Annotated in this window: 20 protein-coding genes and 3 pseudogenes; 6 read left to right on the top strand and 17 right to left on the bottom strand. The window is 67.7% G+C overall.

Annotated features, from left to right (window positions below; all coding sequences use genetic code 11):
- The 3 genes from L632_RS0113595 to L632_RS0113605 form a co-directional block, all read left to right on the top strand.
- Positions 1–1,260 (top strand): Re/Si-specific NAD(P)(+) transhydrogenase subunit alpha (locus tag L632_RS0113595; RefSeq protein ID WP_028716961.1); only part of this gene is annotated, 1,260 nt, incomplete at its 5' end.
- A gap of 13 nt (positions 1,261–1,273) precedes the next feature.
- Positions 1,274–2,716, top strand: a complete 1,443-nt coding sequence (locus L632_RS0113600; protein ID WP_028711200.1) for an NAD(P)(+) transhydrogenase (Re/Si-specific) subunit beta — start codon at positions 1,274–1,276, stop codon at positions 2,714–2,716.
- 189 nt (positions 2,717–2,905) lie between these two features.
- Positions 2,906–4,210: a sigma-54 dependent transcriptional regulator gene (locus L632_RS0113605; RefSeq protein ID WP_051476457.1), complete on the top strand. Its 1,305-nt coding sequence runs from the start codon at positions 2,906–2,908 to the stop codon at positions 4,208–4,210.
- 18 nt (positions 4,211–4,228) lie between these two features.
- Here L632_RS0113605 and L632_RS0113610 read toward each other — a convergent pair whose 3' ends face one another.
- Both L632_RS0113610 and L632_RS0113615 read right to left on the bottom strand, forming a co-directional pair.
- Positions 4,229–6,199, bottom strand: coding sequence for an ATP-binding protein (locus L632_RS0113610; protein WP_028716963.1), 1,971 nt, complete (start codon positions 6,197–6,199; stop codon positions 4,229–4,231).
- A complete protein-coding gene (locus L632_RS0113615) occupies positions 6,192–7,562 on the bottom strand; it encodes a sigma-54 dependent transcriptional regulator (RefSeq protein WP_028716964.1) in 1,371 nt (456 codons plus the stop codon). The genes L632_RS0113610 and L632_RS0113615 overlap by 8 nt, the downstream gene beginning before the upstream one ends.
- Positions 7,563–7,881: 319 nt before the next feature.
- On the opposite strand from L632_RS0113615, the gene L632_RS0113620 reads away from it, so the two are divergent.
- A complete protein-coding gene (locus L632_RS0113620) occupies positions 7,882–9,543 on the top strand; it encodes an OFA family MFS transporter (RefSeq protein WP_028716965.1) in 1,662 nt (553 codons plus the stop codon).
- A gap of 253 nt (positions 9,544–9,796) precedes the next feature.
- Here the strand turns inward: L632_RS0113620 and L632_RS22700 are convergent, their stop codons facing one another.
- The 8 genes and pseudogenes from L632_RS22700 to L632_RS24925 all read right to left on the bottom strand — a co-directional run bounded on the left by L632_RS22700 (position 9,797) and on the right by L632_RS24925 (position 17,036).
- Entirely contained in the window at positions 9,797–10,702 is a 906-nt protein-coding gene (locus L632_RS22700; protein WP_051476452.1) for a bestrophin family protein, read from the bottom strand.
- A 7-nt stretch (positions 10,703–10,709) separates the two neighbouring features.
- Positions 10,710–11,507, bottom strand: a complete 798-nt coding sequence (locus L632_RS0113630; protein WP_028716966.1) for a family 1 encapsulin nanocompartment shell protein — start codon at positions 11,505–11,507, stop codon at positions 10,710–10,712.
- Between the two features lies 1 nt (position 11,508).
- Positions 11,509–12,540, bottom strand: a complete 1,032-nt coding sequence (locus tag L632_RS0113635; RefSeq protein ID WP_028716967.1) for a Dyp-type peroxidase — start codon at positions 12,538–12,540, stop codon at positions 11,509–11,511.
- Positions 12,541–12,628: 88 nt separating this feature from the next.
- Positions 12,629–13,013: pseudogene (locus L632_RS25170) on the bottom strand (Clp protease ClpC); the annotation flags it as partial.
- Between the two features lie 6 nt (positions 13,014–13,019).
- Positions 13,020–13,857: pseudogene (locus tag L632_RS22705) on the bottom strand (cytochrome ubiquinol oxidase subunit I); the annotation flags it as partial.
- Between the two features lie 18 nt (positions 13,858–13,875).
- On the bottom strand, positions 13,876–16,140 hold the full coding sequence (locus tag L632_RS0113650; RefSeq protein ID WP_028716969.1) for an FdhF/YdeP family oxidoreductase: 2,265 nt from the start codon (positions 16,138–16,140) through the stop codon (positions 13,876–13,878).
- A gap of 354 nt (positions 16,141–16,494) precedes the next feature.
- Positions 16,495–16,800 carry a hypothetical protein gene (locus L632_RS23555; protein WP_156933661.1) on the bottom strand — a complete coding sequence of 102 codons (306 nt, stop codon included), beginning with the start codon at positions 16,798–16,800 and terminating at the stop codon, positions 16,495–16,497.
- Positions 16,797–17,036: a hypothetical protein gene (locus L632_RS24925; RefSeq protein ID WP_028716971.1), complete on the bottom strand. Its 240-nt coding sequence runs from the start codon at positions 17,034–17,036 to the stop codon at positions 16,797–16,799. The genes L632_RS23555 and L632_RS24925 overlap by 4 nt, the downstream gene beginning before the upstream one ends.
- A 289-nt stretch (positions 17,037–17,325) precedes the next feature.
- Here L632_RS24925 and L632_RS24930 point away from each other — a divergent pair.
- A pseudogene (locus tag L632_RS24930) lies at positions 17,326–17,571 on the top strand (IS481 family transposase); the annotation flags it as partial.
- Between the two features lie 27 nt (positions 17,572–17,598).
- Here L632_RS24930 and L632_RS24685 read toward each other — a convergent pair.
- The gene (locus L632_RS24685; protein ID WP_198021831.1) at positions 17,599–17,868 is read right to left on the bottom strand and encodes a hypothetical protein; all 270 of its coding nucleotides are present in this window, start codon (positions 17,866–17,868) and stop codon (positions 17,599–17,601) included.
- A gap of 329 nt (positions 17,869–18,197) precedes the next feature.
- A complete protein-coding gene (locus L632_RS0113665; RefSeq protein WP_036698296.1) occupies positions 18,198–19,676 on the bottom strand; it encodes a nucleobase:cation symporter-2 family protein in 1,479 nt (492 codons plus the stop codon).
- A 531-nt stretch (positions 19,677–20,207) separates the two neighbouring features.
- Between L632_RS0113665 and L632_RS22715 the strand changes: the two genes are divergently transcribed.
- The gene (locus L632_RS22715) at positions 20,208–21,035 is read left to right on the top strand and encodes an IclR family transcriptional regulator (RefSeq protein ID WP_051476453.1); all 828 of its coding nucleotides are present in this window, start codon (positions 20,208–20,210) and stop codon (positions 21,033–21,035) included.
- A gap of 39 nt (positions 21,036–21,074) precedes the next feature.
- On the opposite strand, the gene L632_RS0113680 is transcribed toward L632_RS22715, so the two are convergent.
- The 5 genes from L632_RS0113680 to L632_RS0113700 all read right to left on the bottom strand — a co-directional run bounded on the left by L632_RS0113680 (position 21,075) and on the right by L632_RS0113700 (position 25,992).
- Positions 21,075–22,022, bottom strand: coding sequence for a cupin domain-containing protein (locus L632_RS0113680; RefSeq protein ID WP_028716973.1), 948 nt, complete (start codon positions 22,020–22,022; stop codon positions 21,075–21,077).
- A 188-nt stretch (positions 22,023–22,210) separates the two neighbouring features.
- A complete protein-coding gene (locus L632_RS0113685) occupies positions 22,211–22,804 on the bottom strand; it encodes a pentapeptide repeat-containing protein (protein ID WP_028716974.1) in 594 nt (197 codons plus the stop codon).
- On the bottom strand, positions 22,804–23,268 hold the full coding sequence (locus tag L632_RS0113690) for a flavodoxin domain-containing protein (protein WP_028716975.1): 465 nt from the start codon (positions 23,266–23,268) through the stop codon (positions 22,804–22,806). The genes L632_RS0113685 and L632_RS0113690 overlap by 1 nt, the downstream gene beginning before the upstream one ends.
- Positions 23,268–24,494, bottom strand: a complete 1,227-nt coding sequence (locus tag L632_RS0113695; protein ID WP_028716976.1) for an FAD-dependent oxidoreductase — start codon at positions 24,492–24,494, stop codon at positions 23,268–23,270. Before L632_RS0113695 ends, L632_RS0113690 begins: the two co-directional genes overlap by 1 nt.
- Position 24,495: 1 nt before the next feature.
- Entirely contained in the window at positions 24,496–25,992 is a 1,497-nt protein-coding gene (locus L632_RS0113700; RefSeq protein ID WP_232220980.1) for an aldehyde dehydrogenase, read from the bottom strand.
- Positions 25,993–25,995 lie beyond the last annotated feature (3 nt).

The raw sequence follows: 25,995 nt of genomic DNA on the forward strand, positions 1-25,995 counted from the left end.
CTGGCGCGCGAGCAGGGCGTCACCGCCATCGCCATGGACATGGTGCCGCGCATCTCGCGCGCGCAGAAGATGGATGCGCTGAGCTCGATGGCCAATATCGCCGGCTACCGGGCGGTGATCGAGGCGGCGAACAATTTCGGGCGCTTCTTCACCGGCCAGGTGACGGCGGCGGGCAAGGTGCCGCCGGCCAAGGTGCTGGTGGTGGGCGCCGGCGTCGCCGGGCTTGCGGCGATCGGCGCCGCGGTCAGCCTGGGCGCGCAGGTCCATGCCTTCGACGTGCGCCCCGAGGTGGCCGAGCAGATCGAATCGATGGGCGCGGAATTCGTCTATCTGGACTTCCAGGACCAGGTGCAGGACGGGGCCGCCACCGGCGGCTATGCCGCGCCCTCCTCGCCCGAGTTCCGCGAAAAGCAGCTCGAGAAGTTCCGCGAACTGGCGCCCGAGATGGACATCGTCATCACCACGGCGCTGATCCCCGGCCGCGACGCGCCGAAGCTCTGGACCGCCGACATGGTCGCGGCGATGAAGACCGGCTCGGTCATCGTCGACCTGGCGGCCGAGCGCGGCGGCAATTGCGAGCTGACCGTCCCGGATGAGCGCATCGTCACCGAAAACGGCGTGGTGGTGATCGGCTATACCGATTTCCCGTCGAGGATGGGGGCGCAAGCCTCTGAACTTTATGGCAACAACATCCGCCACATGCTCTCGGACCTGACGCCGGGCAAGGACGGCGTCATCGTCCAGAACATGGAGGACGACGTGATCCGCGGCTCGACCGTCACCCATGACGGCGACGTGACCTGGCCGCCGCCGCCGCCCAAGGTCGCGGCCATCGCCGCCGCGAAGCCCAAGGAAAAGCCCAAGGAACTGACCCCCGAGGAACGGCGCGCGCAGGAAATCGCCGCCTTCCGCGCCCAGACCCGCAGCCAGGTGACGCTGCTCGGCGCCGGCGCGGTGCTGATGCTGCTGGTGGGGCTGTTCGCGCCCGCAAGCTTCCTGTCGCATTTCATCGTCTTCGTGCTGGCGGTCTTCGTCGGCTTCCAGGTGATCTGGAACGTCAGCCATTCGCTGCACACGCCCTTGATGGCGATCACCAACGCCATCTCCTCGATCATCATCGTCGGCGCGCTGCTGCAGATCGGCTCGGGCGGCTGGCTGGTGGTGCTTCTGGCGGCGCTGTCGGTGCTGATGGCGGGCGTCAACATCTTCGGCGGCTTCCTGGTCACGCGCCGGATGCTCGCCATGTTCCAGAAGTCGTAAGGGGAGAGGGCGCATGGAATACGGATTCACCACCGCCGCCTATGTGGTCGCGGCCGTGCTGTTCATCCTGTCCCTGGGCGGGCTCTCGGGCCAGGAAAGCGCCAAGCGCGCGGTCTGGTACGGCATCGCGGCCATGGCGCTGGCGGTGGTCGCGACGCTGATCGGGCCGGGCTATGGCAATTGGGGGCTGACGCTGGTCATGCTGGCCATCGGCGGCGGCGTCGGCTGGTATGTCGCCAAGCGGGTGCAGATGACCGAGATGCCGCAGCTGGTCGCGGCCATGCACAGCCTGGTCGGCCTGGCCGCGGTGCTGATCGGCTTCAACGCCCAGTTCGAGCTGGCGCGGGTGATCCGCGCCCGCGCCACGGATGCCGCCGCGCATTTCGAGGGCTTCGCCGCGGTGCTGGCGCACAAGACCCCGGCCGAGATCGCCATGCTGAAGGTCGAGGTCTTCCTGGGCATCTTCATCGGCGCGGTGACCTTCACCGGCTCGGTGGTGGCCTTCGGCAAGCTGGCGGGCAAGATCGACGGCAAGCCCCGCAAGCTGCCGGGCGGGCATATGCTGAACGCCGGCGCGGCGGCGCTGTCGGTGCTGCTGGGCGTCCTCTATTGCGCCGGGATCGGGCCGGCGGTGCCGTGGCTGCTGCTGATCACGCTGCTGGCCTTCTTCATCGGCTATCACCTGATCATGGGCATCGGCGGCGCCGACATGCCGGTGGTGGTGTCGATGCTGAACAGCTATTCCGGCTGGGCGGCGGCGGCGATCGGCTTCACGCTGGGCAACGACCTGCTGATCGTGGTGGGCGCGCTGGTCGGCTCCTCGGGTGCGATCCTGAGCTACATCATGTGCAAGGCGATGAACCGCAATTTCGTCAGCGTGATCCTGGGCGGCTTCGGCGGCGAGGCGGGCCCGGCGATGGAGATCGAGGGCGAGCAGGTGGCCATCGACGCCGACAGCGTGGCGGCGGCCTTGAACGATGCCGACGAGATCATCATCGTGCCGGGCTATGGCATGGCGGTGGCGCAGGCGCAGCAATCGGTGTCGGAACTGACCCGCAAGCTGCGCGCCAAGGGCAAGACCGTGCGCTTCGCCATCCACCCGGTGGCGGGCCGCCTGCCGGGGCATATGAACGTGCTGCTGGCCGAGGCCAAGGTGCCCTATGACATCGTGCTGGAGATGGACGAGATCAACGAGGATTTCCCCTCGACCGACGTGGCGATCGTGATCGGCTCGAACGACATCGTGAACCCGGCGGCGCAGGAGGACCCCAACAGCCCCATCGCCGGCATGCCGGTGCTGGAGGTCTGGAAGGCCAAGCAGGTCTTCGTCAGCAAGCGCGGCCAGGGCACCGGCTATTCCGGCATCGAGAACCCGCTCTTCTACAAGGAAAACACCCGCATGTTCTACGGCGACGCAAAGAAATCCATCGACCAGCTCCTGCCCATGATCGAGTGAGGGGGAAACCGCGCGGAAAACAGCGGCGGGCCGAAAAGACCGGTCCGATTGCGCATCGCGAGTCTTGCTCGTTTCGGGGGACATCTTGCTGTATCACGAAAGGCAGGCGTCCGGAGGGAACGGACGGAACGGGAGGTTGCATTGGAATCCCAGGCGACGGCGCCCGCCGCCGACAGATCCGACCCGCTGATGCGCCAGGCAAGCGTGCTGGTGGTCGATGATGAGCCGGGAATACGCAATTTCCTGGTCAAGACGCTGCAGCCCCATTGCCGCGCGGTGCTGGAGGCGGCGGATGTCGAGACCGCCGGCGCCATGCTGGAACAGCAACGCTTCGACATCGTGCTGCTGGACAACCGCATGCCCGGCCCGCGCGGCATCGACTGGCTGGTGCAGCAGCGCAAGCAGGGCTGGCGGTTCGAGGCCATCATGATCACCGCCTTTCCCGACCTGGATACCGCCATCGAGGCGATGCGGGCGGGTGCGGCGGATTTCCTGCTCAAGCCCTGCCGCGCCAACCAGGTGCTGAACGCGGTGCGGCGCAGCATGGAACTGGCCTCGCTGCGGCGCGAGAACCTGCTGCTGCGCCATGAGCTCGACCGGACGCGGCTGAGCCAGCGCAGCCAGCTTCTGGGCAGTTCGCCCGCCATCGAGGAGGTGCGCGAAAGGCTGCGCCGCGTGGCCGGGCTGCCGACGCCGGTGCTGATCTCGGGCGGCTCGGGCACCGGCAAGGAAGAGGCGGCGCGCTTCCTGCACGCGCTCTCGGGCCGCGCCGACCGGCCCTTCGTCGCGATCAATTGCGCGACCATCCCCGCCGATATGCTGGAAACGGAACTGTTCGGCCATGCTCCCCGTGGCGCGGACCAGGGACGGACGGGCCTGTTCGTGTCAGCCGAGGGCGGCACCGTCTTCTTCGACGAGATCGCCGAACTGCCCAGGCCGGCGCAGGCGGCGCTGCTGCGGGTGCTCGACAAGCAGACCATCCGCCCGGTCGGCGCGGAGCGCGAGATCGCGCTGGACCTGCGCTTCGTCTTTGCCACCGGAAAGACGCTCGCGGCCGAGGTCGAGGCCGGCCGGTTCCGCGAGGACCTGTTCTTCCGGGTGAACGTCCTGCAGATCGAGATGCCGCCGTTGAGGCTGCGCGGCACGGATACCATCGACCTGGCCGCCTTCTTCATGGCCGGGCTGGCCGCGGAACTGGGGCTGGAGCCCTTGCCGATCGATACCCAGGTGCGCGCGGCGCTGTTGCGCCACCCCTGGCCCGGCAATATCCGCGAGCTTCGCAACTTCATCGAACGGTCGCTGATCTTCGGCCGCTTTCCGCTGGAGACGCTGGGGCCGGCCACGCCCCAGGACGTCGAGCCGCTGGATGCGGTGCAGCGCCGGTATATCCTGCAGGCGCTGGAACTGGCCGGCGGCAACCGCTCGCGCGCCGCGGACTGGCTTGGCGTGTCCCGCAAGACCATCGAGCGGAAATGCGCGCGCTGGGGGTTGTGAACGGCGCCCGCGGCGCGATCACGCCGCAGGCAGCCAGATGCGGAATCGGCTGCCGGTCGCGTCGCTCTCGACCGTGATGCTGCCGCCCTGGCGCTCGACCAGCCGCCGGCAGATCGACAGGCCCAGCCCGGTGCCGCCCTTGCGGCCGCGGCTGGTGACGAAGGGCTCGAAGATCTGCCCCAGTATCTCGGGCGGGATGCCGGTGCCGGTGTCGGAAAGCTCCAGCGACACGCCCCGCGCGCCGTCGAAAGCCGCGTCGCGGCTGGCAACGCGGATCTCGCCGCCCTCGGGCATGGCGTGGATGGCGTTGGCGATCAGGTTCACCAGCACCTGCTGCAACGCGACCCGGCCGATCCGCACCATCCGCGTCGAGCGCAGGTCGTGGCGCATGGTGACGGCGCCGCGCGCCAGCATGTGCCGGACCAGCGGCTCGCATTCCGCGACCGCCTGCACCGGATCGGTTGCGGGGTCGCCCTCGCCCGGCTCGTCCATGCGGGCGAAATCCAGAAGCCGCGTCACGATCTGCGAGATGCGGTGGATCTGTTCGTCGATCAGCCGCAGCTCGGTTTCAGCCGGTTGGGCGGCCGGGCCCAGGATCTCGCGCAGCACGTCCAGATTGCCCTGGATCACCGCCAGCGGGTTGTTGATCTCATGCGCGATGCCGGCCGAGATCTCGCCCAGGGCAGCCAGCTTTTCCGATTGCACCAGCTGATGCGTGGCGGCCTCGAGTTCGCGCACCGCCTGGCGCAGGGCGGCGGTGCGTTCCTCGACCCGCTGGTTCAGCGCGTCGTTCCAGGCACAAAGCTGCCGGTCGCGATCCTGCAGCTGCGCCAGCAGCCTGTCCAGCAGCATGGCAAGGCCGGCGATCTCGTCCGCGCCGCGGGTGACGCCGGTGCGGGCGGAAAGGTCGCCGCCGCGCAGCCGGGCAAAGGTCTCGGCGATCTTCTCGAGCGGGCGGAAGATGCTGCCTGCCCATCGCAGGAACACCGGCACCGTGACCAGCGCCACCAGCAGGAAGGCGGCCAGGACCAGCAGCACCGTCCGGCGCTTGGCCTCGGCGAAGGGGCGGTCGAGGATGCCGACATAGATCATGCCGATGCGCTGGCGCGCGCTGTCCTCGATCGGCGCATAGGCCGAGATATAGCGGTCCTGCAGCACCTGCGCCCGGGCCAGCCAGACCTGGCCCTGGCCAAGCACCCGGTCGCGCACGATGGCCGAGGCCCGGGTCCCCAGCGCCCGCGCCCCGCCGGCCACCGTCACATTGGTCGAGATGCGCATGTCGCCCAGAAACAGCGAGACCGTGGCATGGGCGCCCGGCGGCAGGGTGTCGGGGTGATAGATCAGCTCGTTGATGCGGTCGATGATGGACAGGTTGCGGTTCAGCAGGATGCCGCCCACCAGGATTGCCGGCGCGCCGGTCTCGGGATCGCTGGCCGCGACGACCGATTGCGCGACCATGCCGCGGGTTTCCCTTTGCCGCGACGGCTGGGGGGCGGCCGAGACCAGCGCGATCTCGGCCCGGGCGGCAAGGCCGGGCGAGATGGCGCGAAGCGCGGCCTGATCGAAGACCTCGAGGGTGTTGCGCGCGCCCCGCACCGGGCCCGAACCCGGCACATTCATCGGACGCGCGCCCTGCGGGCTGGCAGCGACCAGCCCGCCCGCCGGCGTGGCGAGGTAGAGATAATCCAGCCCCAGCCGCACCCGGTAAAGGTCCAGCAGCCCCGGCCGGTCCGCGCTATGGGCGAATTCCTCGGAGCGCGCCAGCATCTCGATCCGCTCGCCGGCGTTTTCCAGGATGTTCTGCAGATATTGCTGGGCGATGGTCAGGTCGCTGTTGACCTTGGCGGTCAGCAGCCGGTCGAACTTGAGCGACCATTGATGCATGGTGATGCCCAAAAACACCGGCAGGATCACCAGCACCGGCAAAAGCGCGATGGCAAGCAGGCGATAGCGCACCGAATGGCGCCAGGGGCGTGCCGCGTCAGGCATTCCAGTCGGCCAGGCGCCGGTCGATGGTCTTGCGCGAGATGCCCAGCCGCGCCGCCGCCGCCTCGCGGTCGCCATCCAGCGCCGCCAGCGTGCCGAGGATCGCCCGCCGCTCGATCTCGGCCAGGGTCTGGCCATCGCGGCGGCCCAACGGGGCGGTCAGCGGCGGAAAGTGGCCTAGGATCAGCGCGCGCTCGACCGCATTGCGCAGCTCGCGCACATTGCCGGGCCAGTCATAGGTGGCGAGGTTGGCCCGCACCTCGGCGGTGATCGGCACGGGCCGCATACCAAGCTGCCGGGACAGGATGTCCATGAACAGATGCACAAGGTCGAACAGGTCCGGCCCGCGCTCGACCAGCGTCGGCATGGCGATGTGCAGCACGTTGATGCGATAGAGCAGATCGGCCCGCAGCCGCCCCTCGGCCACCGCCTTGTCCAAATCGGCATTGGCGGCAAAGATCAGCCGCACATCCACCGGGGTCTCGCGCTCGGACCCCAGCGGCCGGACGCGACGATCCTCGATAGCGCGCAAAAGCTTGGCCTGGAGCCCGACGGAAAGCTCGGCGATCTCGTCCAGGAACAGCGTGCCGCCGCGCGCCGACATGAACAGGCCCTCGCGGTTCTGCTCGGCGCCGGGAAAGGCGCCGCGGACATGGCCGAAGAGTTCGGTTTCCAGCATATCCTGGGGAATGGCGGCGCAATTGACCGGTACGAAGGCGCGGCCGGCGCGGTCCGACAGCGCATGGATCATCCGCGCCGCCACCTCCTTGCCGGTGCCCGAGGCGCCGGTGATCAGCACCGAGGAAGGTGTGGCGGCGACCCGGGCGATCACCTGCCGCACCGCCTCGATGGCCGGGGAACCGCCGACCAGCTCACTGCGCAGCCGGTCCTGGTCGACGCTGTTGCGCAATTCCTGGCGCAGCACCAGGTTTTCCCGGCGCAGCCTCTCGCCCTCAAGACAGCGGGTGATGCCGTTCAGCAGCTGGTTCGTGCGAAAGGGTTTCAGCAGGAAATCCGAGGCACCGGCCTGCAGCGCCTGGATGGCGGTTTCCATGTCGGCATAGGCGGTCATCAGGATCGCGGGCGGAAAGAAGCCCAGCCGCCGCTGCTCGGAAAGCCAGTCGACGCCGCGCTGGCCCTCCATCAGGTTGTCCAGGATGACCAGGTCGAAATCGGTCCGGGCGATCAGGGCGCTGGCCTCGGCGGCATTGGCGGCCAGATGCACGGCCCGGCATTTCGGGGCCAGGATGCGCTCGATGAAATTCCGCATGCCCGGCTCGTCCTCGACGACCAGAATCGCGGCCTGGGCAATCGCCTCGCCGAACCCGCCTTGCGGTCCGGGCCTTGGGTCGGTTTCTGCCTGCATCACACCCCCCTTCCTCCCGAGAAACACAGTCGCACTCCCCCGCTCGGCTTGGCAAGCGTCCGGCTCTTGCCGGATGGACCCGGGCGGGGCGCAGGTCAACGGACAGAGCGTCCGGGCGCGGCGGACAGGCTGTCCGTCGATGCGTCCCGGCGCCACACACGGGACAGGTTGTCCAAGCATGGCAGACATATTGTCAATTGATATCAATACGATGATCTGGCCTCATCCCTTTCCACGCGCATCCGCGACTGCGACCGCACGCCGGAAGAGGAGCCGGCGGCATCGCGCCCCAGGTCGCATGCCCAGGGAGGAACAACACATGACGGATCTTCAGGAAAGCTGGACAGAGATCGGCGCTCCCGCCGGCCTGCTGTCCCGAGACCGCACGATCGCGAAGCCCGGCTTCAACCGCTGGCTGGTGCCGCCCGCCGCGCTGGCGATTCACCTATGCATCGGCATGGCCTATGGCTTCTCGGTGTTCTGGCTGCCGCTGTCGCGCGCCATCGGCGTCAGCGACCCGGTGACCTGCGAGGGCATGAGCCTGGTCTCGGCGCTGTTCACCACCAGCTGCGACTGGCGCATCGCCGATCTGGGCTGGATCTATACGCTGTTCTTCGTGCTGCTGGGGTCCTCGGCCGCGATCTGGGGCGGCTGGCTGGAAACCGCGGGGCCGCGCAAGGCCGGCGTGGTCGCGGCCTGCTGCTGGTGCGGCGGCATGGTCGTCTCGGGCATCGGGGTGATGACGCACCAGCTTTGGCTGATGTGGCTCGGCTCGGGCTTCATTGGCGGCATCGGGCTGGGCCTGGGCTATATCTCGCCGGTCTCGACGCTGATCAAGTGGTTCCCCGACCGGCGCGGGCTGGCGACCGGCATGGCGATCATGGGCTTCGGCGGCGGCGCGATGATCGGGGCGCCCCTGGCCGACCGGCTGATGAACTATTTCCAGTCGGCGCAAGGCGTCGGCGTCTGGCAGACCTTCTTCGCCATGGCGGCGATCTATCTGGTCTTCATGCTGGCCGGGGCCTTCGCCTATCGCGTGCCACCGGCCGGCTGGAAGCCCGAGGGCTGGCAACCCAAGGTCTCGGCCAGAAAGGCCGCGATGATCACCCCGCACCACGTCCACCTGCGCGACGCCCACAAGACCCGCCAGTTCTGGCTGATCTGGCTGGTGCTGTGCCTGAACGTCTCGGCCGGGATCGGGGTCATCGGCATGGCCTCGCCCATGCTGCAGGAGATCTTCGCCGGCCATCTGATCGGACGGCCGGACCTGGACTTCACCCAGCTCGACACCGGGCAGAAGGCCGCCATCGCCGCCATCGCCGCCGGCTTCGCGGGGCTCTTGTCGCTGTTCAACATCGGCGGACGGGTGGGCTGGGCCTCGGCCTCGGACAGGTTCGGGCGCAAGAACACCTATTGCATCTTCTTCATCCTGGGCATCGCGCTTTACACCCTGGCGCCCAGCGTGGCGCATTCCGGCAACCAGGTGCTGTTCGTGGCGATGATCTGCGTCATCATCTCGATGTATGGCGGCGGGTTTTCGACGGTTCCGGCCTATCTGGCGGATGTGTTCGGCACGCAGTTCGTCGGCGCCATCCACGGCCGGCTGCTGACCGCCTGGGCCACGGCGGGCATCGTCGGGCCGGTGGTGGTGAACTACCTGCGCGAGGCGCAGATCGCCGCCGGCGTGCCGCGGGCGCAGGCCTATGACTACACGATGTACATCCTTGCCGGTTTCCTGGCGCTGGGGCTGGTCTGCAACCTGCTGGTCCGACCCCTGGACGAGAAATGGTTCATGAAGCCCGAGGAGCTGGCAGCCCTGCAGGCGCGCGAGCACAAGACGGCCGAGGTCAGAAGCGGCTCCTTCGGCATCGACCGCGGCCGCTTCGACCTGCCGGCGCTGCTGGCCTGGGCGGCGGTCGGCATCCCCCTGGCCTGGGGCGTGTGGATGACGGCGCAGAAGACCGCGGCGCTGTTTCACTGACGAGGCGGGCCCTCCCCCGGCGCAGCAACGGGGGAGGGCTTTCCGATCGTCGCTCGGTCTTGCCGAGAGGTCGCAAGCGAACGGCCAAGCATCCCGGATCAACCTCGGTTTTCATGCGGATGCCCAAGGGCCATGTCGGCAGGATTCACAGCCGTTGATGACCCGAAATGCCACCGCGATCCTCCTGGTGCATGTCTCGTGCCCTCGGGATCGCGGCGGTGTGATGACGATGGACCCGCCGCCGCGCCGCATTTCAGCCAGCAGATCGGCAAGCGGCGCCCGCACGGCCGTCACGATACGGTCCGCCTGGTTCTGATGCGGCCTCGATCATCTCCCTTTCGACGGCGCGGGCGAGGGCGTCGAGGGGCAGGGCATAGGGGGTCTGGCCGAACGGGTCCTCGAGCTGGTGGCCAAGCGCGTCGAGGCCGAAGAAGGTATAGGCCACCAGCAGCACCGGCAGCAGCGTCCAGATGCCCAGAGACCCCGCCAGCGCGAAGGGCAGGAGCAGGCAGAACACCAGCGCCGTGCGATGCAGCAACAGCGAATAGGCGAAGGGCACCGGCGTCGTGGCGATGCGCTCGCAGCCGGCCTGGGCCGCCGAAAGCGCCTGCAGATGGCCCTCGAGCACCGACCAGCGGATCGGGTCCAGCCCGCCCGGTCCCAGCGCCGCCGCCCGCCGCGCCCCGGCCTCGCGCAGCACCGCGTCGGTCGGGTTGACCCGGCCGGCCAGCGGCAGGTCGGGCTGCCAGCGGGCGATGGCGGCCCGCTCGTCCCGGCCGCGCAGCCGCGCCGCCAGCCCGGCGGCAAAGCCGCAAAGCGCGTGCAAGAGCGGCCCGCGCAAGTCGGGCGGCAGGCCGGCGCTGGCCCGCGCCAGGCCGCGGCAGCCGGTGATCACCTGGCCCCAGAGCTGCCGCCCCTCCCACCAGCGGGCGTAGCAGGTGCCGTTGCGAAAGCTCATGAATACCGACAGCGCGATGCCGATCAGGGTGAAGGGAAAGGCGCTGATCGTGGCGAAAATGCCCGGGTGCAGCCCGGCTGCCAGCACCGCCACCAGCGACACCGCCCCGATCGCCGCCAGCCGGCCCAGGATCGAGGGGATGATCGAGCCATGGACCGTGAACAGGATGTCGCGCAGGCTGGGCTGCGAGCGCCGGATCATCGCCGTCTCAGGCCTCCAGCACCACGACCGCCTCGGCGGTCTGCATCTGGAAGGTCAGGCTTTCCTGCAGATACAGCGTCACCGTCTGCGCGTCATGCGACAGGTAACCGATGGCGATGTCCTGGCCCAGCCACAGATCGAAATCGCCGCCGCGCGTCGTCACCACCGCGCCGCCCTGCAGCGCCTGGCTCCAGGCCACCGGCGCATCGACCAGCTTTTCCAGGTGCTTGAGCACCGGATAGCCGTCCTCGGCCCCGCCGCTCGCCGCTGTGAAGCCGGCGGTTCCCAGGACGAGCGCATAGGGCCCGTTCACCCCGGCCAGCCGCAGGGCGCTGACCGCGCGCGCCACCGCCTCGGGGTAGTCGGCGACATCCTCGGGCAGGGGCACGGCCGGGTTGCTGGTTTCGGGCAGGATGCCCTTGATGCCGGCCTCGGGATAGCCATGGAACACCAGCCGGTCCTCGGCCAGGGCAAGCTGGCGGGCGGCATCCTTCAGCGGCTGCCAGTCGCTGTCATTGGCGCCGCGCGCCACGTCGTCCACGGCGGCGCGGGTCAGGGTGAAGGGCACGCGCAGCTCGACCAGCGGGTTCACCTCGCGCTGATGGCAGGCGACACCCTCGGCCAGCGCCGGCGCGGGCTTCAGGTGGCCGGTGCCGACGGCGGACAGCGCGAAGCCCTCGGGCCCGTGCAGGTCGACGACGCGGCGCGCGCCGAGGTAGCGTTTCAGCGTGCGCGCGGCCTCTTCCTCGATCTGCGCCCAGGCGGCGCTGCTGATCGGGGCCAGTTCGCGGTAGAGATTGTCCATGTCAGTTCCCCTGTCCAGTCTGGCGTTTCAAGGATCCGAGGCCCAGCGAGCCGTCGGGCGGCGCCGCGGCGGCCGGCGCGGCGGCCGGCGCCATGGGCTGGCCGGCACCGATGCGCTCCAGCACATCGACGGTCGGCACGAAGAACAGCCCGCCCGTCACCGCCGTCGAGACATCGAGGATGCGGTCGTAATTCCCCGGCGGCAGGCCGATGAACATGTTTTCCAGCATGGTCTCGATGCGGCCCGGCTCGCGGGCGTAGCCGATGAAATAGGTGCCGGCCTCGGCCCGGCCGGGGCTGCCGAAGGGCATGTTGTCGCGCAGGATCTGCAGCTGGTTGCCCTGCGCGTCGTTGATGTTGGTCAGCACGTTATGGGCCGAGCTGGCCTTTTCGGCATCGGGGAATTCGATGTCCGAAAGCTTGTGCCGGCCGATGACGCGTTCCTGCGCGGCCACGCCCATCGCCTCCCATTTCGCAAGGTCGTGCAGGTATTTCTGCACGATGACATAGCTCGAACCGGCGAAGGCGGGGTCTTCGTCGCCGACCAGCACGGCCTCGGACCGTGCCGCGCCTTCGGGGTTCTCGGTGCCGTCGACGAAGCCCAGCAGGTCGCGGTTGTCGAAGAACTTGAAGCCCTGGGTCTCGTCCTCGAGCGTGGTGGCCGGGCCGAGGCGCAGCATGATCTGGCGCGCGAGCTCGAAGCAGAAATCCGGCCTCGCGGCGCGGATATGCAGCAGGATGTCGCCGGGCGTCGCCGGCGCGTGATGCACGCCCGAGATGGCGCGGAACGGGTGCAGGCCGGCCGGCGTCGCGCCCATGCCGAGCCGGTCCCAAAGCCCGGCACCGATGCCGATGATGCAGGACAGCGCCGCCTCGGCGTTGCGAAAGCCCACCGCGCGGATCAGGCCGGGCAGATCGGCCGCAAGGTCGCGGAAGGTCTGCACCGCCGCATCGCCCTCGTCCAGCGACAGCGTCAGGAAGACGGCGTTGGCGGTCAAGGATCCGTCGACGGGCTGGCTGGCAATCGTTGTCATTGGCTCTCCTTCGCTGGCATGGGATCAGAAAAGCTTATTCGGCCGGCTTGCGAAAGCACCGAGATCGTCCGGATAGGCACGTGACCCCGGCCAAGGCTTTGGCGAACTCGGCCTTGCCGACGCCAGTCGGGCCCAGGAACAGGAAGGTGGCGATGGGCCGGCTGCCTTGCCGCAATCCGGCCCGCGCCAGCCGCGCCGCGTCCGAGACCGCCTCGATGGCGCGGTCCTGGCCGATGACGTGCTGGTGCAGGCGGCTTTCCATCTGCAGCAACTTTTCCTTTTCCTCCTGCGTCAACTCGTTCACCGGGATCCCGGTCAGCTTCGAGACGATATCGGCGATGTCGCCGACCTGGACCTCGGCGCTGGAAGAGCCGACCCGGGCCTGCCAGGCATCGGTCTCGGCGATCCGGGCCTCGAATTCCTTGGCCTTGTCGAAATTCTTGCGAGGCGGCATAGGCCTGCTTGCGCTTCAGGCCGGCGATCGGGCAGGCCGAACAGGATCAGCGGGGCGCCCTCGGGGCTGGGCTCGTAATGGCCCTCGATGGCCAGGACCTTGGCGGGCGGGTGCTCCAGCGTGTTCAGCCCATGCGCGCCGCCGACCAGGACCTGGATCGGCGCGACGATGGCCGCCATCCCCATCGCCATCGAGAACATCTTGCGCGCGCCGGGATTGGCGCGGCCGCGCAGCAGGTGCCAGGCCCCGACCGCACCCACCGCCAGCGCCGTGGTCAGAGAGGCGGCGATGACCGTATGCACCAGCCGGTACGGGAAGCTTGCGGTGAAGATGATGGCCCACCAGGACGGCCCCGGCACGAACTGCCCCTGTTCGGTGAGCAGATGGCCCGCCGGGGTCTGCATCCAGCTGTTCGCCGCCAGGATCCAGGTGGCCGAGATCAGCGTGCCCAGCACGACCATGCAGGTGGCCAGGAAATGCAGCCCCTTGCCGACCTTGTTCATCCCGAACAGCATCACGCCCAGGAACCCCGCCTCGAGGAAGAACGCGGTCATCACCTCATAGGCCATCAGCGGGCCGATCACCGGCCCGGCCTTTTCCGAAAAGACCGACCAGTTGGTGCCGAACTGATAGGACATCACCACGCCCGACAAGACGCCCATGCCGAAGACCACCGAAAAGACCTTCAGCCAATAGCGGAACAGGTTGGCATAGACGCCCCTGCCCGTGCGCAGCCAAAGCGCCTCGAGCACCATGAGATAGCTCGCCAGCCCGATCGAGAAGGCCGGAAACACGAAGTGGAACGAGACCGTGAAGGCGAATTGCACGCGGGCCAGGAGGACGGCGTCCAGATGTTCAAGCATTGCTGCCCCTCCGGGGGATCAGGTGGCGATGCGAACGGGAATGGATTTCGCGGCGGGCGTGCCGCTGATCCGGTCAATGTAATCAAGCGGCAGAAGCGGATTCAGCTCGGGGTAGTATCCGGCGACAGACCCGCGCGGCATCGGGTATTCCACTACCGTCAGCCCCTCGACTCGGCGCGGCCGCCCGTCGCGGCTGATCGTGTCCAGCGCCACCGTCTGGCCGTCGCGCAACCCGCGCGCGGCGATGTCGCCCCCGTTCATGAACAGCACCATGCGGTCGTTGTAGATGCCGCGATAGCGGTCGTTGGAGCTGTAGATCGTGGTGTTGAACTGGTCGTGGGACCGGATCGTCGACAGCCGCAGCATCTGCGGATCATCCACGGGGTCGTTGACCTCCAGCCCCGGCAGCAGCAGGAAATTCGCCTTGCCGTTCGGCGTCGCCCAGATGCGCCGGCGCGGCGGCACCTCGAGATGAAAGCCGTGCGGCGCCTTGATGCGACTGTTGAAATCCGCATAGATCGCCGGATAGACATCGGCGATCCGGTCGCGGATCGCGCCGTAATCGTCGATGTATTCCTGCCAGGGCGTGCGGCTGTCCGGCAGCGTCGCCAGGGCCATGCGGCAGACGATCTCGACCTCGGGCAGGCAGTCGGGGCTGGCCGGCGTCAGCACCCCGCGCGAGGCGGTGACGTTGGACATGCTGTCCTCGATGGTGACGAACTGCTCGCCCCGGGCGGTGCGGATGATCTCGGAACGCGCCACCACGGGCAGGATCAGCGCGTCCCGGCCATGGACCAGATGGCCGCGGTTCAGCTTGGTCGCGATGCCGACGGTCAGGTCCAGCTTGCGCATCGCTGCATAGGTCCGCTCGGTGTCCGACATGGCGCGGGCGAAATTGCCGCCGAGACCGATGAAGACCCTGGACTCGCCACGCAGCATGGCCTCGACCGACTCGACGGCGTGATGGCCATGTTCGCGCGGCGGTTCGAAGCCGAAGACAGCGGCCAGCCGGTCCAGATAGTCCTGCGACGGCTTTTCGTCGATGCCGACGGTGCGGTCGCCCTGCACGTTGGAATGCCCCCGGATCGGCGAGATCCCCGCGCCCGGCTTGCCGAAATTGCCGCGCAAGAGCAGCAGATTCACCACCTGCTGCACCAGCCGCGAGCCCTGCTGGTGCTGCGTCACCCCCATGCCGTAGCAGATCATCGTCGCGTTCGAGCGGATATAGATCTCGGCCAGCCGCCGGATCTGCGCCTGGTCGATGCCCGAATGGCGCTCCAGTTCCGCCCAGTCCAGCGCCTCGACCTCGGCCCGGACCCCGTCCAGGCCGGCGGTGTGGGCGTTGACGAAGGGCCAGTCGATGACGTCCTCGCCCGCGGCGTCGCGCTCGAAGATCACCTTCATCATGCCCTTCAGGATCGCCAGGTCGCCGCCGATCCTCACCTGCACGAATTCGCTGGAGATCCTGGTCGAGCCGAAGGTCGCCATCTGGATCATGTCCTGCGGCTCGGTGAACTGGATCAGGGCGCGTTCGGGCATCGGGTTGATGGTGACGATGGGCACGCCGCGTTTACGCGCCTCGACCAGGTTCGTCATCATGCGCGGGCTGTTGGTGCCGGTGTTCTGGCCGATGATGAAGATCGCCTCGGCATGTTCGAAATCGGCCATGACCACGGTGCCCTTGCCGACGCCGATGGCGGGCGGCAGGCCGCGGCTGGTCGGCTCGTGGCACATGTTCGAACAGTCGGGGAAATTGTTGGTGCCGAACTCGCGCACGAAGACTGCGTAAAGGAAAGCCGCCTCGTTCGGCGTCCGGCCCGAGGTATAGAATTCGGCCTGGTGCGGGCTGTCGAGGCCGCGCAGGTGCCGCCCGATCAGCGCGAAGGCATCGTCCCAACCGACCGGGACGTAGTGGTCGGTCGCGGGATCGTAGCGCATCGGCTCGGTCAGCCGGCCCTGCATCTCCAGCCAATAGTCCGACTGCTTCATCAGTTCGGTGACGCTGTGGCGGGCGAAGAAGTCGCGGGTGACGCGGGATTTCGTCGCCTCATGCGCCAGCGCCTTGGCGCCGTTCTCGCAGAATTCCAGTTTCTTGCGGCAATCGGCATCGGGAAAGGCGCAGCTCGGGCACTTGAACCCGCCAGGCTGGTTCATCGCCAGCAGCGCCCGTGACCCCTTGGTCAGCACGCTCTGCTCCATCAGCACCTTGGCCGTCGCCGCCGCCGCGCCCCAGCCTCCGGCGGGGTGATGATAGGCCTTGTAGACGGGCTTGCGGTCGGGCATCGGCGCGGTTCTCCTGTCGGGCCGGGCAGGCCCTGCCCCCCGATGGCAACAGGCCGGCGCCGCGATTGCAACGGACAGCCTGTCGGTCCATTCCGGACAATCAGTCCGGTACTCCTGGCCGTGGCGATGGCGCGATGCCGGCGCCAGCGCAAGGCGATACGAAGGATGTCATGCCGACAGAACGGATGCCGGCCGCGAGACATTTTCAACATGCCGGACGGGTTCTTTCGGATTGCAGGCCGTCCGGTCCGATGCAGCGACGGGATCGCAGCCAAGCCCGAGGGAGAGCGGCTTTTCCCCGCCGCCGCCGCGCTGCCTCTGCACGAAACCCCGCGCAGGTTGCGCCGCGGCCTGTCACGCGGTCTCTGAGGCGGGCCCCTGCGCAGCAAGCATTTGCGCCAGCCGCTCGGCGACCAGCCGGGCATCGGCCGTCAAGTCGGGGATACCCGTCAGCTCGCCGACATGGCCGCGGGTCAGCGGGCCGGTAACCAGCAGATCCGGCTGGGCCAGCCCGTCCTTGTCCGCCGCATGACATCCCGCCGTCACATCCACACCCAGATGCAGCGGATCGGGGCGGATCAGTCCGGCCTCGGCCAGCGAGCCCAGCGGCGGCGATCCCGCGACGATGCCGCCATGCGCGGGGCCGGTGGTCAGGATCACCGCTTCGAACACCTCGCGGCGGATCGTGCGACCGCGCCATCGACCTGCCGCGCCGAGAGCAACCGCCCGGCCAGCATCTCCAGCCTGCCCTCGGCGATGCGCCGGTCCAGCACCGGCTCGACCTGCGGTGCGATGCGAAAGCGGTGCACGTCCCACCATACCCGCGGCCAGCGCAACAGGCGGGCACGCTCTGCCGGCGGCAAGGCCGCCCAGCGCGCCGGGCCGTCGCGGCGCACATTGTCATCGCCGCCCGCCAGAGCAGCCCGGCCCGGGCCTCGCGGCGCAGCGCCTGCCGGATCCGGCGCAACAACGCCAGCGCCGTGCGGACGGCTCCACGGCGAAGTCAACGGCGGATTCGGGATAGCCGAAGGGATGTCCCCGGGAACGCAGCCCGCTCCGCGACAGCGGCGTGATCCGTCCGTCGTGCGGCTGCCGGTCGAGGTTGGCGATCACATCGGCCGAGGTTAGGTGTTTGATCCCACGGCTTGATGGTGCGATTCTTTCTATAGAACGGAAGGAAACCCTATGGGACAAGTTCGTCACGGAAGCGCCACGACCACGCACGCCGTCCGAGCAGCAATACATCGATCAGGAGCTGCGCTCGCGGCGTTGAGCCGGGAACTCGGCATCAACCCCAAGACGGTGCCGACGTGGCGGAAGCGGGCGACGGTCGAGGATCTGAAGACTGGCCCGAAAGAGCCGCGCTCGACTGTGCTGACCGAGGCCGAGGAGGCGGCGGTGGTCGCTTTCCGGCGCCATACGCTGCTGCCGGCTCGGCCCCGGCAAGTTGTGCATCGGTCAGTCTCCTTGCGGAGCCTGGTCCGCGGCGTCATGGACAAGGCAGCAAGCCAGCACCTTGGCATTGGGGGAAAGGCCGCTCTTGCGGATGGCTCGCAGCCAGCCGAACCGGGCGCGGGTCCACGCGCCCGGCAGCGGCACGGGGCTTGCGGCGCGCAGGCGGGCCGGATGATCTTTCCCGCGAAGCTTAGCCGCTTTCTCATTGCCCGCGGTTGCGCCTGCCAGCGCACCAGGGGTTTCTGTTTCCGGCGCATCCTCAAGGTTGGACAACGCGGAAATATCTTGAATGATCTCAATGCCCCCTTCCGAGCGGGTTGGACAGGCCAACGGCATTGAATTTACAGAAGAATGGCCCCCTACGAGCTGCCATTTCCCCCCTTGCCCCGATCCAATCCCGCCTTGAACAATCCGCTCTGGCCAGACGGCAAGGCGCGCAGGCACGAAGCGTGACTGAGCGGGCCATGCGCTTTGGGTAGCGGCCGTGTTGCGCGGGTGCGTGGGATTGGCCGGCCTGCCGATGGCGTTGTGGCACGGACCCAGGGGCAGCCTGAAATATCCCGGCACGGCGCAGGCCGCCGGGAAGGCGGCCCGCTCCGTGATCAATGGCTGGCCGGCCGGATCAGCGGCACCTCATTGCCGTTCGCGTCGTAAAGCCGGCCGTCCATGAAATAATCCCCGTCCTTGAGCTGGGCGATGTCGGTATAGCGGATGGTTCGCTCCGCCGCAGCGCCGAAGACCGAGGGCTGGTCGGAATTGCCGGCCGTGAAATGGTTGAACAGAAGGTTGAGCGTGATCGCCATCAGCGCCGAGGAGCTGATGCCCGAATGGAAGATCGTCTCGACCCAGGCCGGGAACTGGTGATAAAAGGCCGGCAGCACGATCGGGATGGTGCCGAAGCCGATCGAGGTCGCGACGATGATCAGGTTCATGTTGTTGGCGTAATCGACCTTGGACAGGGTGCGGATGCCACTGGCCGCGACGGTCCCGAACAGGACGACGCCGGCCCCGCCCAGCACCGGGCTGGGAATGGCCGCCACGATCCGGCCCATCACCGGAAACAGCCCCAGCGCCACCAGGATCAGCCCGCCCGTCGCCACGACATAGCGGCTCTTGACGCCGGTCACGGCCACCAGACCGACATTCTGGGCAAAGGCGCTCTGCGTGAACGAGCCGACGACCGGCGCCAGCATGCTCGACAGCATGTCGGCGCGCAGCCCGTCGCCCAGCCGCCGCCCGTCCACCTTGGTCTCGACGATCTCGCCCACAGCGAAGATATCTGCCGAGGTCTCGACCAGCGTCACCAGGATGACGATGAACATCGAGATGGTGGCCGCGACCCCAAAGGTCGGATAGCCGAAGTGAAAGATCTGCGGCAGCGCGAAAACCGGCCCCTGCCCGACCTGGGAAAAATCGGTCATGCCGGTCGCATAGGCGATGGCCGTGCCGATCGCCAGCGCCAGCAGGATCGACAGCCGGGAGATCGCGGCATTGCCGACTTTGCTGAGCAGCAGCACGATGGCCAGCGTCACGCCTGCCAGCAGGATATTGGCCGGGCTGCCGAAATCGGCCGCGTTGCGGTCGCCGCCCATCGCCCAGGTGCCGGCGACCGGCATCAGCGTCAGGCCGATGGTGGTGATCACGATCCCCGCCACCAGCGGCGGAAAGAAGCGGGTTATCCGGGAAAACACCGGCGTGATCAGAAGGCCCAGCAGCGACGAGGCGATGACCGCGCCGAAGATCGCCTGTATGCCGCCGTTGCCCGAGATGGCGATCATGGTGGCGACCCCGGCGAAGGAAACGCCCTGCACCAGCGGCAGCTGGCAGCCAAAGAAGGGCAGGCCGAGGGTTTGCAGGATGGTCGCGACCCCGCCGGCGAACAGGGATGCCGTGATCAGCAACCCGATGTCAGCAGGCGACAGGCCGGCGGCCTGGCCGACGATCAGCGGCACCGCCACGATGCCGCCATACATGGTCAGGATGTGCTGCATGCCATAGACCAGGTTGGCGGCAAGGCCCAGCCGTTCATCCTCGGGCCGGATCGGCCCCGCTTCCGCATTCTTTGCCGTTTGCACAGTCATCTCCCCCTCTTTCTCCGCAAGCAGACACTCTCCCTGTAAAGATTGGCGGAACTTATCGGGATAAGCCGGGGGTAACTTTTACAGAAATCTATATGCTGAATTAAAACCTGGTAGAAAGTCTGCGCGGCTGCGGGCGCTGCGGGCCGGGCCCGCGACAGGATTTCCGCGGATGGCGGCATCGACGGCTCGGCGTTACGAGATATCGCGCACACCGCCGACGCGGTGACGGAAGGAATGTCGGGCCGGGCTGCTTGATTGCGGCGCCTCGACCCGGTTCGCGTCGGTAATGATCGCGCTGGCGCCGGCGCAGCCGGATATCCCCGTGGCGCCCCCTTCCGCCGACATGATCGGGCTCGCTCTGATGAATGGTCGGCGTCTCACGATTTCCCGACAATCGATGTCGTCCTCCATTGCTGGCTGGTAATAGTTGACCGGACCGATGGATGGCCCTTTCAGTCCAGGAAGCCTGTAGACCTCATCTCGCCATGGCTACATTGTCGTGAAGCCATCTCGACAGGAGCCTTATTCAGCATGATGGAAGACGATCGCGACCGCTATCTTGTCCCCGGCCTCTTGCGCGGGCTCGCGACGCTAAAACTGTTCACCCCCGCCTCGCAATCGCTGTCGCTGAGCCAGATCGCCAGGGCGCTTGGCATCACCCGCTCGGCGGCCTTCCGCACGGTCTATACGCTGACGCATGAGGGCTGCCTGCTCTATGACGAGCGCAGCCAGTCCTATGCCCTAGGCCCGGGGGTCATGCGGCTGACCTACGGCTATTTCGCCACGCGCGAGGTCGTCGAGATCGCCCAACCGGAACTTGCCCGTCTGCGCGAGAGGACGGGTTGGTCCGTGCATTTGGGGGTGCTTGACGGAACATCGGTCATGTATCTGATCCGCATTCCCGGCCCCAGGCATGAATCCTCGATCATACATGTCGGAAGCCGGTTGCCGGCGCGGGCAACGACGCTTGGCCGCGTGCTGCTGGCCGGGCTTGATCCCCAGGAGATCCTGAATCGCTATCGTCCGGCCGCCGCGACGGCGGCGCCGCAGGCCACCGGGCTCGGCGTGCAGAAAGTCACCGAGATCCTGCGCCAGGCCAAGGCGGATGCCGCGGCAGAGGTCGTATCCCATATCGGGGATTTCGAGGCCGGAATCATTTCCGTGGCCGCCCCGGTCAGAACCATGTCCGGCCAGGTGGTTGCGGCCATAAACGTGACCGCTCCGAGAGAGGAAGGCATGGAAGGGCAGATAGAGGAGGTCAGGACTGCGCTGGTCGCAACCGCCAGCCGGGTATCGCGCCTGCTGGGATGGGATCCGCCGGACCCGACTTCATCATGCGGCGCCGACGCATGGAAATAAGAAGGGGCGGGATCGTCCCGCCCCTGCGGTGCAAGCGGATCAGGCCGCCTGGAAGGTGATCGTCTCGGGCGAGGCTGAACCGACGATATACCAGACCGTCGCGTGACCCGCGCCGTTGTTGCGGAACCAGTGCCGACGGCCGGCGGGGGTCTTGACCAGATCGCGCGGCCCGAGCTCGACCTCGACCTGTTCTCCGTTCTCTTCCCAGCCCACGGTCAGCGAACCTTCCAGCACCAGGAAGGCGTCCTCGACATCGCGGACAAAGGGCTTGATCCCGACACGCGAGGGGATTCCGAGCATTTCCTTGCGGCAGGTGTCGGTTTCCACGCCGCCCGGCCCGCAATAGATCTTGCGGGTGAATCCGGCTTCTTCCCAATGCGTCTTCAGCTCGGCATGGCGCACGACATATTTCGCCATCAATTGCTGCAGCGGATGCGCACCCTTGGGATCGAACTTCATCGTCTTGCCGGGCGCGGCCCCGAAGGCACGGGCCAGTTCCGGGGCGTGCTCCTTGGGATGATAGTGATAAACCGGCGGCAGGGGCTTGCCGACATCGACCGAGATCGACATCAGCACCGGCTCGACGCCGTCCACCCGGAAGCCGTGGCCGATCTCGCGGGCGTTCAGGATCATGTCCTTGGGTCCCAGGTTGACCTCGACCACCTCGCCGTCCTTTTCCCAGCCGACGACCAGCGCCCCGTCGATGATCAGGAAGCTCTCCTCGATCTCGTGGCTGTGGCAAGCGGCATAGCGACCGGGTTCCTTGTAGATCAGCGAGAGAGTGAAATTGTCTGGCTTGAGCGTGCTGGCATCGCCAACCTTGGGCGAGCCGCCGGCGCCGATATAGCGCATCTGCGCCCGCGCCAGTTCATCGAAGCCGGCATTCGAAGGGAAAGCGTTCCAGTCGAACTGCTTGTCGGTGAAACGCCCGGTATGGGCCCGAAGCTCGTCGGCAAGCGTCTGAAACTTCGTATCCTGTAGGGTCATGGTCTTACCTCTGCGAAAAATTGGAAGGGTTCGCGGTATCGAATGGAGGGAAGGATAGTGCAGGACGTTTTATTGGATACCGTGCGTTTTACTGGTAAATAAGGCAGGAGGATTATCGCACCTTTCCAGCCACTTGGCCGATGACACCCGAAGGCCGTCAGACCGCCACGGGAACCGCCCGGGCAGGTTCAGGCGTAGGTATAGCCGAAGCTGATATCGAAGTGCTCGGGCGGCAACGCGCCATCGGCCAGCCGCGCCCGTCGCGTCCACAGCCGACCATGGACCAGCATCTCGCCGCTGCGAATCTGCTCGAAGCGCGCGCTTTCCAACCAGAGCCCGCCCAGCCATTCCGAGCGATGCAGATCCGAAATCCCGCCCAGCCTGGCACGTTCGAAAGAGCAATTGCCATAGCCTACGGCTCCGGCCAGATCGACCCCGCCAGACAACTCGGCGTTGTCGAACTGCAGCACGCCGCGAAACTCTGCGCCTGGCATCGCCAGCCGTCGCCGGAAGCGCGCGGCATCGAAGCGGGCATCGGCGTGAAACACCGCACCGGCGAAATCCGCACTGTCCGCCTCGATGTTCCGAAACCAGCTCAGGCCGCGGAACTGCGCGCCTCGCGCCGAGATGCCCAGCGGAAAGCGGGCGCCGGTGAAATCCAGCCCGGTCAGCACGGAGCCGTCCAGAACCAGCCTGTCCTCGCAGATGATGCCGCGCAGATCGACGCAATCGCCGAAGGCATAAGGCTGTTCCAGCCGGGTGCGGATCTCGGCGGCGCGCATCAGGCCGCCGCCCCCAGGCGGGTCCCGGCCAGCGCCACGATCTCGCGTGCCCAGGGCAAGGCCAGATCCTCGGCAAGATCGCTGCCGGAGGCGTCGTGAACCACCCTTTCGCCCAGAAGCGTGGCGCCTGCTCCCTCCATCAGCTCCTGCAGGTGCCGCGAGCCCTGGTTGAAGGTCTCGTATTCGGAATCGCCCAGGCCGAACAGCCCGAAGGAGACCCCGGACAGGTCGGGCGCCTGCGCCCGCATCGCCGCACCGAAAGGTTGTGCCGAAGCCGGCAATTCGCCGTCGCCATAGGTCGAGGAGACGATGAGATACAGCCGCGCGGGATCGAAATCGCCAGGATCGAAATCGGACAGGTTGGCGACCTCGACCGCATGATCGGCCTGCAGATCGGCTTGGATATCCTCGGCCAGCATCTCGGCATTGCCGGTTTCGGTTCCGTAGAGAATGACGATATTCATCAGCGTGCGTCCTCTTTTTCGCGGCAGAGCGTCAGCATTTCTGCCCGGGTGGTGATCTTGGTGCGACAACGTCCGGCGATCGCCGCGGCAAGCTCATGTGCATCGAGCCGCTTCCAGCCGGTCCAGTCCACGATCTGGTGGCCCGCCGGCAGGATCCCCGCGCCGGCCCCTGCGCGGGGCGCGGCGGCCTCGACGTCCTCGACGATGCGTTGCGCGATGGCCAGGCTCTCGGCGCGGTTCTCGGGGATGGTGCCGCGCGGGCCGCGGCGGAACCAGCCCACGGCATAAAGCCCGGCCGCGATCCGGCCCGACTCGGGATCCTCGGCCGTGGCCATGAGATGGTCGCGGCCGAGACTGCCGTCGCAGCAGAAACCGATGGCGGTGATCAGCGTGTCGCAAGCCAGAACCTCGGATCCCTGCGGTCCTTCGACCCGCAGCGCCCGGATACGGCCCGCCGCATCGGTGTCGATCTCCACCGGCCGGCAACCGAAGCGAAAGGTGACCGGGCGCGAACCCGTGGCCAGCCCGTCCAGCCCGGCCAGCGCCTCGATCAGCCTGTCGCCATCGGCCTCAGGCAGGTCGGCCACCCGGATCCTGACGCCCCGCAACTTGCCCAGCTCGCGGATCATCACCGGATCGAAGCGCGCCGCCGTCGCGGGCGAGCGGCCGAGGATGGTCAGGCTGTCGATGGGTTGTGCGGCCAGCCAGGCGCTGGCCTCGGCGCCAAGGTCGCTGTCCTGCAGTTCCGCCTCGGTCTTGGCCAGCAGGCGCAGGACATCGACGGCAACGTTGCCATTCCCCAGCACGATCACGTCGCCCCTCACGTCCGGCAGCCGGCCGGAATCGGGGTGATCGTAGAGAGCGCGCGTCAGTTCTCCGGCGCCGATCACCCCCTCGGCTCGCCCCAGCCCGTGGTCGCGGTCGCCCGACAGGCCGGTGGCCAGGACAACGGCATCATAGGCGGCGCGCAGCGCCTCCAGCGTGACGTCGCGGCCCAGGGTGACGTTGCCGAAGAACCGAGCGCCCTGGCGTTCAAAGACGCGCTCGAACTGGCGGGTGATGGCTTTGGTGCCCTGGTGATCGGCAGCCACGCCATAGCGCACCAGCCCATAGGGCACGGGCAGCGTGTCATAGACATCGACCGTCCAGTCGGACCGGGCCTTCAGGATGCCCTGTGCCGTGAAGCAGCCCGAAGGCCCCGATCCGATGATGGCAACCTTGCGCATGTCATAGCCCCTCCAGAACATCCGCCGCCCAGGGATGGGGCCGGCCGGTCAGATCGGTATAGACGGATTTCTGCGCCTGATAGGCGCGCAGGCCCTCGCGGCCCTTTTCGCGGGCCATGCCGCTGTCCTTCTCGCCGCCGAAGGGGGTCGAGATCGAGAATTGCTTGTAGGTATTGATCCAGACCGTGCCGGTGGTGATGGCACGCCCGACCCGCCAGGCTTTCGGGAAATCGCGGGTCCAGATCCCGCAGGCAAGGCCGTAATCGCTGTCATTGGCCTGGGCGATCACCTCGGACTCGTCCTCGAAGGGCAGCACCACCAGCACCGGGCCGAAGATCTCCTCGCGGCAGATGCGGGCGCTGTTGGGCACGCCCGCCAGGACCGTGGGCAGGTAATAGGCGCCGCCCGCCAGCGCCGGGTCTTCCGGCCGTCGCCCGCCGGTCAGCAGCGTGGCCCCCTCGGCCAGTGCGGCGGCCACATGCGCCTCGACCGCGTCACGGTGATCGGGATGGACAAGGCACGAGACCTGCGTCGCCGGGTCGTGCGGATGGCCGACGCGCAGCCTTTCGGTGGCGCGCACCAGCCGGGCGACGAATGCGTCATGGATCGCGCGCTGCACGAAAAGCCGCGCCCCGGCGATGCAGCTTTGCCCGGTCGAGGAAAAGATGCCGAACAGGATCCCCGCGATGGCCAGGTCGGGGTCGGCATCCGCGAAGACAATGGTCGGCGACTTGCCCCCCAGTTCCAGCGAAACCGGCATCAGCTTCTCGGCGGCCTGCCGAGCGATCTGCCGGCCGGTCCCGGTGCCGCCGGTGAAGGAGACGCGGGCGATGTCGGGATGCTCGACCAGCAGGGTGCCGATCTCGCGCCCCGAGCCGGGCAGGACCGAGAACAATCCCTTCGGCAGCCCGGCCGCCTCGACGATCCGCGCCAGTTCCAGCGCGACCAGCGGCGACCAGCTTGCGGGCTTCAGCAACACCGCATTGCCCGCAGCCAAGGCCGGCGCCACTTTCTGCGCATCCGAGGCGATGGGCGAGTTCCAGGGCGTGATCGCCGCGACCAAGCCCAGAGGCTCCCAGACCGACATGGTCAGGGCATCGCCGCGCTGCGCGGTCAGCGCATCATCCATGCTTTCCAGCACCGCGCCGAAATAGCGGAACGTCCCGGCGGCCGAGGCGGCCAGCATCCGGGTCTCGCGCAGCGTCTTGCCGGTGTCGCGGGTCTGGATGCGGGCGATGCGCTCGGCATTGGCTTCGATCCCGTCAGCTATCCGGTAAAGGTATCGCGCGCGTTCATGCGGCTTCAGTCCTCGCCAGGCCGGATCGGCCTGGGCAGCCTTGGCGCGGGCAATGGCACGCAACCCATCCTGGCGCGAGGCCCCGCGCAACACCCGGTTCACAGAACCGTCGGCAGGAAAAACCGAAGTGATCTCGGGCCCCGTGCCGGCTTCCCATTCACCACCGACGAACAGTCGGCCATCGGGCATATCAATCGCCATGTC

The sequence above is a fragment of the Paracoccus sp. J39 genome (genome assembly GCF_000518925.1).
In the GTDB taxonomy this organism is placed as follows: Bacteria; Pseudomonadota; Alphaproteobacteria; order Rhodobacterales; family Rhodobacteraceae; genus Paracoccus.